This window comes from Rubellimicrobium sp. CFH 75288, from assembly GCF_009904055.1.
Classification (GTDB): domain Bacteria; phylum Pseudomonadota; class Alphaproteobacteria; order Rhodobacterales; family Rhodobacteraceae; genus Rubellimicrobium.
Window position 1 is genome coordinate 1 of the sequence record NZ_WYDP01000030.1, and the last position, 9,833, is coordinate 9,833.

At 67.5% G+C, this 9,833-nt stretch carries 8 protein-coding genes; 5 read left to right on the forward strand and 3 right to left on the reverse strand.

The features are described 5' to 3' along the window. Nucleotides 1-250: 250 nt before the first annotated feature. Nucleotides 251-1,264 carry a substrate-binding domain-containing protein gene (locus GT358_RS15675; protein WP_166583579.1) on the reverse strand — a complete coding sequence of 338 codons (1,014 nt, stop codon included), beginning with the start codon at nt 1,262-1,264 and terminating at the stop codon, nt 251-253. A 13-nt stretch (nt 1,265-1,277) separates the two neighbouring features. Further along, the gene (locus GT358_RS15680) at nt 1,278-2,639 is read right to left on the reverse strand and encodes an ROK family protein (protein WP_166583580.1); all 1,362 of its coding nucleotides are present in this window, start codon (nt 2,637-2,639) and stop codon (nt 1,278-1,280) included. A 172-nt stretch (nt 2,640-2,811) separates the two neighbouring features. Here GT358_RS15680 and GT358_RS15685 point away from each other — a divergent pair, with 172 nt between their 5' ends. From GT358_RS15685 to GT358_RS15705, 5 genes are read left to right on the forward strand one after another with little or no spacing between them, the layout of a single operon-like run. Then, complete coding sequence (locus GT358_RS15685) at nt 2,812-3,624, forward strand: sugar phosphate isomerase/epimerase (protein WP_166583581.1); 813 nt, start codon at nt 2,812-2,814, stop codon at nt 3,622-3,624. A 46-nt stretch (nt 3,625-3,670) separates the two neighbouring features. Continuing rightward, nucleotides 3,671-4,792 (forward strand): substrate-binding domain-containing protein, encoded by a 1,122-nt coding sequence (locus tag GT358_RS15690; protein ID WP_166583582.1) that lies wholly within the window; start codon nt 3,671-3,673, stop codon nt 4,790-4,792. A gap of 60 nt (nt 4,793-4,852) precedes the next feature. Next, nucleotides 4,853-6,055, forward strand: a complete 1,203-nt coding sequence (locus tag GT358_RS15695) for a Gfo/Idh/MocA family protein (RefSeq protein WP_166583583.1) — start codon at nt 4,853-4,855, stop codon at nt 6,053-6,055. Next, nucleotides 6,052-7,626, forward strand: coding sequence for a sugar ABC transporter ATP-binding protein (locus tag GT358_RS15700; protein ID WP_166583584.1), 1,575 nt, complete (start codon nt 6,052-6,054; stop codon nt 7,624-7,626). Before GT358_RS15695 ends, GT358_RS15700 begins: the two co-directional genes overlap by 4 nt. Then, nucleotides 7,619-8,581, forward strand: coding sequence for an ABC transporter permease (locus GT358_RS15705; protein ID WP_208103572.1), 963 nt, complete (start codon nt 7,619-7,621; stop codon nt 8,579-8,581). Before GT358_RS15700 ends, GT358_RS15705 begins: the two co-directional genes overlap by 8 nt. Nucleotides 8,582-8,719: 138 nt before the next feature. Here the strand turns inward: GT358_RS15705 and GT358_RS15710 are convergent. Beyond that, a protein-coding gene (locus GT358_RS15710) for an IS5 family transposase (protein ID WP_256371835.1) occupies nt 8,720-9,446 on the reverse strand; the annotation gives its coding sequence in 2 pieces (ribosomal slippage) (nt 8,720-9,152 and nt 9,151-9,446; 729 coding nt in all). Nucleotides 9,447-9,833 lie beyond the last annotated feature (387 nt).

Here is a 9,833-nt window from a genome sequence, read left to right on the forward strand (position 1 = left end):
GCCGGTTTGTGCAACAGAGCCCCGACACCCGAAGCGGTGGCGGCGTAACCAAGGCGGAAAACCACTTAGAAAACGCCCGGGGCCTGTTCAGACAAACCGAACCACCTCTCCCATGGTGCACATGGTGTAGCCACACAGGACGTGACCTTACTTTTGGACGATTGGGTGCCTTCGAGGGGGTCCAACCCATCAATCCTCGGGCGGAAGGCAAGTCGGGGCGTCGCGGGCTGACGTGGAGGCAGCACGACGATCAGCCGGCGCCTCGGTCCTGCATAAGTCTTGTCAGGACGTCAAGAGGCGCAGGGCGGCGCCAGACGGCTTGGAAGCTCTCCACGACGTTGGCGCGAGTCACCGGCAGGCCTGGTAGAGCGATCCAGTCCGGAGTGAGCTGCCCCAGCATGGCCAAGATCGCTGTCTGCGCCGCCGTCACGCCCTGCTGGTAGGGCTGCTGCGCGGCGACGGCGACGATGGGGCCGCCGCTGGCCAAGCTGACGGCGGCATCGCGGCCCAAGTCGATGGTAGCCACCGGACCCGTCCAGCCGTGTCGCGACAAGGCCGACAGCGCCTCTCGGGCCGGGGTGTCCCAGACGACGAAAAGGCCGGAGAGGGCGGAATGCGCCGCAAAAAGCGAGAGGGCTGTCTCGCCCGCGACCGGGATAGAGCTGAAGCGCGCGGTCCGCAGCATGATGTCCGGCCGCTCCCTTCGCATCCACCGCTCGAAGGCGAGTTCGCGTTCGTCGGTGGCGAAGAAGTCGGCGTCATAGCCCAAGACGCCGATTTCGGCGCCCTCGGGCAGGTGCGGGGCCAGGAGTTCGGCCGCAATTCGCCCCAAGCCCGAGTTGTCGGCGGAGACCAAGGCCACGTAGTGCTTACCGGGCAGGAGCCCCGTGGGCACATTGTCGAGGAGCACGACCGCGATTCCGACCTCGGACAGTCGCGCGTGAGCCGCGGCGACGGCAGCGTTGGCCACCGGCAATGAGATCACCGCGTCGGGGGCCTCGATCACCAGGCGGTCGAGGGCGGCGATCTGCGCCTCGGGCGAGAAGCCGCAATCCACGACCTCGATCACGGCTGTGCCGCAGTCGCCCAGTGTCCCTGCAAGGCCTTGGAGTTGCTGCCGCGCGAAGTCGCTCTCGAGCGTATGCATGACGATCGCGACGCGAAAGCCCATTCTCCGTGCCGCTTCGACGTCGGCGGAGGAGAGGGCCACGCGTTGCGGCGGCGAGGCGCGTTCGCCATGAGGGCCGAGGCCGGCAATCGACATGGCGTCCCCCCCCTCAGATCCGGCCGGCACGAGGAGCGGCCGGCTCGCTTGGCGCGGGCGGCGGACCGTCGAGCCGCCCGCGCAGTGCCGCGAAGCCCGGATGGGCCATCGGACGGCCTTGGAGGACCCAGCCCTTCAGCATCGGCGGGGCGAAGAGCCCTTCCACCGCCACCATCGCCGCCCCCACGAGGCCGGCCGAGCGGCTCATCTGCGACCGCACGATCTGGAGATCCCGCGTCACAAGGGGGTGGGACGCCCCGTAGACCGCCTCGCGCACCGCTGCGAGGAGGATGTCGTTCGACTGCGCCACCGAGCCTGAGAGGACGATGATCTCGGGGTTGAGGGCGTTGGCCAGGGTCGCCACGACATGTCCAATGAGGCGGCCGCTTTGGGAAAGGATCTCCATGGACACCCGGTCGCCCATCTGGGCGGCTTGGCTGACCTCGGCCGCTGTCAGACTGCCGTGGCGGCGCTGGAGGTCAGCCAGCAGCGTGCTCCGGCCCTCCTCGGCGGCGACCTGTCCCTCGCGGGCGATCATCTCGGAGCCGGCCAGCGCGTCGAGCGTGCCAGTCCGCTCCCCGGCCTGGACGGGAAGCTGCCCGATCAGGCCCGCCGCCCCCAGTGCGCCGCGCCAGAGGCGTCCGTCGCAGACAATCCCGGCGCCGATGCGCTTCCCCACCTTGACGAAGAGCATGGCCGTGCAGCCGATCCCTGCCCCGCCATGAAGCTCCCCCATCGTCATCGTCTCGACGCTGGAGCGCATCCAGACAGGAACGCCGTAGCGCCGCACGAGGGCCTCCACGAAGAGGGCGCCCTCCCAGAGCGGCAGGATCGGCGGCGTCTCGGAGAGGAAGGTGTCCCCGGCCTCGGCGACGGGGGCGGGCACCGACAGGGAGACGGCCCAAGGAGCCGAGCCCGGTCCACTCTGGCGCGAAAGGATCCAGTCAAAGAGCGAGGTCACGCGATCGAGGATCGCCGCCGCGGGCTCGGTCAGGTCGGCGGGCTCATGGTGCTCCATCAGGAGGCGGCCAGACAGGTCTGCGATGCCCACGCCCAGAGCCGTCTGGTCGAGCGTTGCCACCAGCACGCGTCCTTTGTCGGCCGCGAAGCGGACGAGGCGCGGCGCCCGCCCCCCCGTCGCTGCGCCGAGTTCGCTCTCATCCACGAGACCTAGTTCGGTCAGCAGCGCCAAGCGATCGGCGACGACTGCCCGGCCGAACTCCCCCACGCGCTCGATCTCCTGGCGGGTCGTGGCCTGGCCGGTTCGCACGAGGTTAAGGATGGCAACCAAGCTTGCGCTGGCGGTCTCGGAGGCCCGGGGTCGGCCTCGGCCGCGCGCCTGGGTTGCTTCATCCTCGCGGTCCAGCACCGGCATCCGAGCCTCCTTGATCTCGTAGCGATAAGGTGTCTCTCTCGGCGCTGCAACGGCAAACTTATGCCGTATAAATGTAAAAGATGGCTATTATATGCCTTTTAAAGGTTGACATGATCCGAATTCAGGCGTAGCCGTGATGACCAGGCGAGGAAGCGGGAGGGGGAGTGCTTGAATGACCGGGTGGAAGCTCGCCTATCATGCGAACTGCTGGGGCGCGCTGGGCGGGAACGCTGTCGGGGTGACCTCGATCACCCAGCTCAGCTATCGCACATTCGGCGAGATGGATCGCGCCTTCTCAGAGATTGCGAGGGCGGGCTATGAGGGCGTCGAGGTCTTCGACGGCAACCTGCTTGACTGGTCGGCCGCCGCCATGCGCCGGCTGCTGGCGGAGACGGGGCTGGCCTTGGTCGCGACCTATTCGGGCGGAAACTTCATCTTCGATGACATCCTGCCGGAGGAACTGGCCCGGATTACTCGCGCCGCAGAACGCGCGGCCGAGCTCGGCGCGCCGCATCTCGTCGTCGGCGGGGGCGCCAAGCGCTTCGACGGGACCCGCGACGAGGACTATGCGAGGCTTGGCGCAGCGCTCGACCGCGTGAAGGAGATCGCCGAGGCCCGGGGGCTTCGGGCGCACTACCATCCGCACCTCTCGACGATCGTCGAGGGGCCGCAGGACGTGCACCGCATCTTCGCGGCGACCGAGATCGACTTCTGCCCCGACACTGCGCATCTGGCCGCCGCCGGCGGCGACCCCGCGCGGCTGATCCGAGAGCTGCGCGACCGGGTCAGCTACGTGCACCTCAAGGGCCTCCAGAAGGAACCGTTCGCCTTCACGCCGCTCGACCGGGGGGACGTGCCCACTGGTCCGATTCTCGAGGCGCTGCGCGAGACGGGGTTTGCGGGCTGGGTCTGCATCGAACTCGACGCTTGGCCCGACCCCGCCGAGGGGGCGCGGCTCAGCATGGAATACCTGAAACGGGCCTGACGGCCCAACGTCTCCGGCATGGCCGGATCTCTGGGAGGAGACCACGATGATGAACAGACGCACCCTGCTGGGCGGGGCGGCCATGCTTGCCCTGGCGCTCGGACCGCTGGCGGCCTCGGCCGATCCGGCCGCGGCGCTGGCTGCGCTCCAGGGCCAGGTCCTGTCCACCGGCCCGAACGGCGAGGCGCCGACGCCGGCCTCGGAGGTGACGCTAACCGACGAGGAGCTCCAGCAGATCAGGGACATGGGCGCGACCGCCGCCATCGTCCTGCACTACGGCGGCAACGACTGGTCACGCGCCCAGGTCGCGGGCCTTAGGGACCAGTTCGCCGTGATGGGCATCGAGGTCATCGCCGTAACCGACGCGGGCTTCAAGCCCGAGACGCAGGTGGCGAACCTCGAGACCGTGATGGCGCAGTCGCCCGACATCATTGTCTCGATCCCTACCGACCCGGTCGCCACCGCCTCCGCCTACCGCGCCGCCGCCGAGGCGGGCGCCAGGCTCGTCTTCATGGACAACGTGCCCCAAGGCTTCGTCGCCGGGCAGGATTACGTGTCCTCCGTCTCGGCCGACAATTACGGCAACGGCGTCGCCGCCGCGCATCTGATGGCGCAGGCGCTGGGCGAGGAAGGGGGCGAGATCGGGTTGATCTACCACGCGGCCGACTTCTTCGTGACGCGGCAGCGCTACGACGCCTTCAAGGCGACGATCGAAGAGAACTATCCAGCCATCCGTATCGTCGCCGAGCAGGGGATCGGCGGGCCCGACTTCACCGGCGACGCCGACAGGGCGGCCTCGGCGATGCTGACCTCCAACCCTGGTCTCAGGGGCATCTGGGCGGTCTGGGACGTGCCGGCCGAGGGCGTGCTGTCGGCCGCCCGCGCAGCGGGCCGGGGCGACATCGTCATCACCACAATCGACCTGGGGGAGAACGTTGCGATCTCCATGGCGCAGGGCGGGCCGATCTACGGACTGGGCGCGCAGAGGCCCTTCGACCAGGGGGTGACCGAGGCGATCCTTGCGGGCTACGCGCTCTTGGGCAAGGAGGCGCCCGCTTTCGTGGCGCTGCCGGCGTTGCCGGTGACCCGGGACAACCTTCTCGAAGCCTGGGAGATCGTCTACCATGCTCCCCCGACCGAGAACATCATCACTTCGATGGGCCAGTGATCCCCCGGCGGGCGGACCCGAGTGGACCGCCCGCCTTCATCCCGCTGCGGAGATATCACGATGACTCGCGTGATGAACGTCGCCATGATCGGCGGCGGCTTCATGGGCAAGGCGCATGCCATGGCCTATGCCTCCATGCCGATGTTCTTCTGGCCGGCCCCGGCCATTCCCCACCGCAAGGTCGTCGTGGACCTCACCGACGCCGCGGCCGAGACCGCCCGCGCCCGCTACGGCTTCGACGAGGCCTCGTCGGATTGGCGCGCGGTGGTGGCGCGGCCCGATATCGACGTCGTGGATATCTGCACACCCAACGACGTCCATGCCGAGATCGCGATCGCCGCGGCCAAGGCGGGCAAGCACATCATCTGCGAGAAGCCGCTCGCGCGGACCCTTGAGGAGGCCCGCGCCATGACGCAGGCCGTGCGCAAAGCGGGCGTCATCCACATGGTCGCCTTCAACTATCGCCGCACGCCCGCCGTCGCGCTGGCCAGAAAGTATATCGAGGAGGGCCGAATCGGCCGCATCCTGAACTTCCGTGGCACCTATCTCCAGGACTGGTCCGCCGACCCCGATGGCCCGCTCTCTTGGCGCTTCCAGAAGCGAATCGCGGGGTCGGGGACCACGGGCGACATCGCGACCCATGTCGTGGATCTCGCCCATTACCTCGTGGGTCCAATCGCCGAGGTGAACGCGATGGTCCATACCTATGTCACCTCTCGGCCCATCCAGCAGGGTGTCGTGGACAAGCTCGGCGCCTCCGAGAAGTCGGCCACTGCCGAGCGGGGCGAGGTGGACGTGGACGACGAGGTGATCTCCATGCTCCGCTTTGAGAACGGCGCGGTGGGCTCCCTTGAGGCGTCCCGCAACGCGTGGGGCCGCAACAACTTCATCACGTTCGAGATCCACGGCACCGAGGGCTCGATCTACTTCAACTACGAGCGCCGCGACGAACTTCAGGTGATGTTCCGGAACGACCCGGCCGATGCGCGGGGCTTCCGCAAAGTCTACACCGGCCCGGCGCATCCCTATGGCGAAGGGCTCTGGCCCATCCCGGCCCTCGGCATCGGATACTCGGAGACGAAAATCGTCGAGTGTCGCGACTTCTTCGCAGCCATCACGCAGAACAGGTTACCCTCGCCTAACTTCGAGGATGGTCTCAGAACCGAGTATGTCGCCGACGCGCTCCTGCGATCCGGTGAGTCCGGGCGATGGGAGCGGGTCGAAGGGTTGGCGGCCGCACAGGCCCAGGAGCGCATCGTATGAGCACGCCCGCGGCCGTCCGCATGACGGGCATCTCCAAGTCCTTTGGGGGCGTCCGCGCCCTCGACGCGGTGGACTTCGAGGTGCTTCCGGGCGAGGTCCACGCCCTGCTTGGCGGCAACGGCGCGGGCAAGAGCACGATCCTTAAGGTGCTGAACGGCGTTCACAGGCCGGACGCCGGCACGATCGAGGTCGGTGGGCGGGTGCTTACGGCGCACACGCCCGAGGAATCCCGCGCCGCCGGCATCGCCATGAACTACCAGGAGATGAGTCTCGTCCCGACCCTCACCGTCGCCCAGAACATCTTCCTGACGCGCGAGGCGCGGACGGGCAGCGGTCTCATCGACGACAGGGACGCCGAGCGGCGGGCGGCGGCGATCTTCAAGATGCTCGAAGTGCATGTCGATCCTCGCGCGCAGGTGGGCGACCTCGGCGCGGGCCAGAAGCAGCTCACCGAGATCGCCAAGGCGATCAGCCAAGATGCCCGTGTCCTGATCCTCGACGAGCCTACGACCGCGCTCGCCGTGTCGGACGTGGAGCGGCTCTTCGTCTTCCTGCGCAAGCTCAAGGCCAAGGGCGTTGCTATCGTCTATGTCAGCCACCGCATGGACGAGATCGCGCGCATCGCCGACCGCGCCACGATCCTGCGCGACGGGCAGCACGTCATCACCGCGCCGCTCTCGGAGTTGCCCATCGACACCATGATCGAGCATATCGTGGGCAAGCGGTCCAAGGGTCTCGCTGACCTGGCGCGGGCGGACGTATCCCGGGGCGAGGTGCTGCTGGAGCTGCGGGGCGTCACCGGGCGACACAAGCCTGACGGCCTCGACCTTGCAGTCCACCAAGGCGAGGTTGTGGGGCTCGCGGGGCTCCTCGGTGCGGGCCGCTCGGCCACGGCACGGGTGATCGCGGGGATTGAGCCGCTTGTCGCGGGCGAGATCCGCATTAAGGGCCGGCCGGTCCCGATCCGCACCCCCGCCGAGGCCATCGGCGCGGGCGTTGCGCTCGTGCCCGAGGACCGCGCCCGGCAGGGGGTGATCCCCGCACATTCCGTGGCATCGAACCTGACCATGGGCATCCTCGACCGCCTGACGCGCTGGGGGATCGAGGACCGCTCTAGGATCCGGCAGGTCGCTGATGCCCAGATCGGGCGGCTCGCCATTAAGACGGCCGGGCGCGACGCGCCGGTCTCGACGCTTTCGGGCGGCAACCAGCAGAAGGTGGTGATCGGGAAGTGGCTCGCCGCGGACCCGGACATCCTGGTGCTGGACGAGCCGACCGCCGGAATCGACATTGGCTCGAAGTCCGAGATCATCCGCCTAGTCCGCGACCTTGCCGCGCAGGGCAAGGCCATCGTCTTCATCTCTTCGGAGCTCTCGGAACTCCTGACCGCCTGCGACCGGATCGTGGTCATGGCCGATGGCAGGGCACGGGCGGACCGACCGCGCGCCGCCTTCGACGACCCCTCGGTCCCCGAGGAGGACATCGCGCACCGGCTCCAGGCCGCCGAGCGCAAGCTGCAAGCCGCCATCCAGGAGGCCCTCATCGCAGGGCAGGAGGATCCGCGTGTCTGACACCTCTCTCGCCAACCGCCGGCCGAGCGGCCTCCTCGCCAACTGGCGGCAGTACATCATCTACATCGGCTTCGTCGTCATCTTCCTCGTCTTTGCGGCAACGTTGAGCGACAGGGGGTTCCTGAACCCCAACAACCTCCTCAACATCGTGCGCCAGACGGCGATGATTGCGGTGATGGCGATCGCCATGACCTTCGTCCTCTCCGCCGGTGAGATCGACCTGTCGGTGGGCGCGGTCGCTGGCCTGACTACGGTGACGGTGGCCATGGCAATCGCCGCGGCGGGACCGCTGGCGGGCGTCCTCGCGGGGCTCGCCACGGGGCTCGCGGTAGGCATGTTCAACGGCTGGCTCACCACACGGATCGGCATCCCGTCCTTTCTCGCCACGCTCGCGATGATGGGCATCGCCAAGGGGGTCGCCATGTGGATCTCGGCCACGGCGGCCGTGCCGATCCTGTCGCCCAGCTATTCTTGGGTCTTCGGCGGGGGCTCCATCGGCCCGGTGCCGGTGCTGCTGGTCTGGGTTCTGATCCTGGCGGCGGTTGGCCACGTCATGCTGCGCCGCACGGGCTTCGGGCGGCGGGTGCTCGCCACGGGCGGGGGCGAGACGGCGGCACGCTACTCGGGCATCGACACGCGCTCCGTAAAGTTCCGGGTCCTGGTCATGTCGTCGATGGCGGCGGCGCTTGCCGGGATGCTGTACGCGGGCCGCCTTCAGTCGGGGCGCTTCCAGCTCGGCGAGGGGGACGAACTGTCGGTCATCGCGGCCGCCGTGCTGGGAGGAACGAGCCTCTTCGGCGGGATGGGGACCGTGATCGGCACCATCGTGGGTGCGCTGATGATCGGGCTCATCAACAACGGGCTGATCCTCATGGGCCTCGACTTCAGCCAGCAGCTCATCGCCCGGGGCGGGATCATCATCCTCGCCGTGGCACTGAGCCAGAAGAAGTCCTGACAGCTCCTCGCACGGCCTCGCGCCCTGAACTGGATTATCGGGCACTTCGAATCGCTTGGGTGCCGACAGGATTCTGACTTTGTGATTCTGACTTTGTGCCCGCCTGTATCGACCTAGGGTCAGGACTCATTCTGGTAATTATAGCCAAAAGATGACTGTTGCGGCGAGGGCTACGGCAGAGAGGAAGACCTTTGGACATCTGTCGTAGCGTGTTGCGACGCGGCGCCAGTCCTTGAGCCTGCCGAACATGATCTCGATCCGGTTGCGGCGCTTGTGGCGGCGCTTGTCATGCTTGATGGGTTTGCCGCGCGACTTCCTGCCGGGAATGCAGGGCTTTATCCCCTTGTCTTTCAACGCTTCCCTGAACCAGTCAGCGTCGTAACCACGGTCGGCCAGCAACCATTCCGCCTTTGGCAGGCTGCCCAGCAGGGCGGCGGCGCCGGTGTAGTCGCTGACTTGGCCCGCAGTCATGAAGAACCGGATCGGGCGGCCTTCGGCATCGGTGACGGCATGCAGTTTGGTGTTCATGCCGCCCTTGGTGCGACCAATCAGACGGTCTCTTCGGTCGTCCGGCCCCCTTTTTCGACCGCAGGCTGGTCGCTGTGCGGTGTGCCTTCAGGTAGGTCGCATCGATCATCACCGTCTTCGGAACATCTGCCCTGGCGGCCAGGCCACCCATCATTCGGGCGAAGACACCCTTGTCGCTCCACCGCTTCCACCGATTATAGAGGGTCTTTGGCGGGCCGTATTCCTTCGGCGCATCGCTCCACCGCAACCCATTGCGATTGATAAAGATTATGCCGCTTAGCACACGCCTGTCATCTACGCGCGGCTTGCCATGGCTCTTCGGAAAGAAGGGCTGCAAACGCGTCATCTGCGCGTCGGTCAGCCAGAGTCATCTGCGCGTCGGTCAGCCAGAAAAGGTTGCTCATGATCCAGTCTCCTTGCAGAGCTTGAATCAGGCCGCGCCCGCAAGATCAATGGGTCCTGACCCTAGGCAAGGTTCTCCAGTCTCGTCAGATACTTCGCCCCCACCCCGCATCCGCAACCGAACCAGCCCGAGCGACAGCAGGCCGCACAGTTCGGCGCGGCGCTCGGCAGGGGTCATCCGGTCTGGCGGCAGCGGGTTGGGGCGTTTCATGGGGGCCTCGGGGCGATCGTCTCCCTCGGCCTCTACTCATCGCGACCACGAACCGTCCCACGGTGGACGATGCAGCGCGAACGACGCTCCCGGAGACTCGACTCCCGGTTG

Excerpts from the sequence above, each read along its gene's own strand:
- GT358_RS15695 (WP_166583583.1), top strand. The coding sequence starts at position 4,853 with ATGACTCGCGTGATGAACGTCGCCATGATCGGCGGCGGCTTCATGGGC.
- GT358_RS15680 (WP_166583580.1), bottom strand. The coding sequence starts at position 2,639 with ATGCCGGTGCTGGACCGCGAGGATGAAGCAACCCAGGCGCGCGGCCGA.
- GT358_RS15685 (WP_166583581.1), top strand. The coding sequence starts at position 2,812 with ATGACCGGGTGGAAGCTCGCCTATCATGCGAACTGCTGGGGCGCGCTG.
- GT358_RS15700 (WP_166583584.1), top strand. The coding sequence starts at position 6,052 with ATGAGCACGCCCGCGGCCGTCCGCATGACGGGCATCTCCAAGTCCTTT.
- GT358_RS15690 (WP_166583582.1), top strand. The coding sequence starts at position 3,671 with ATGATGAACAGACGCACCCTGCTGGGCGGGGCGGCCATGCTTGCCCTG.
- GT358_RS15675 (WP_166583579.1), bottom strand. The coding sequence starts at position 1,264 with ATGTCGATTGCCGGCCTCGGCCCTCATGGCGAACGCGCCTCGCCGCCG.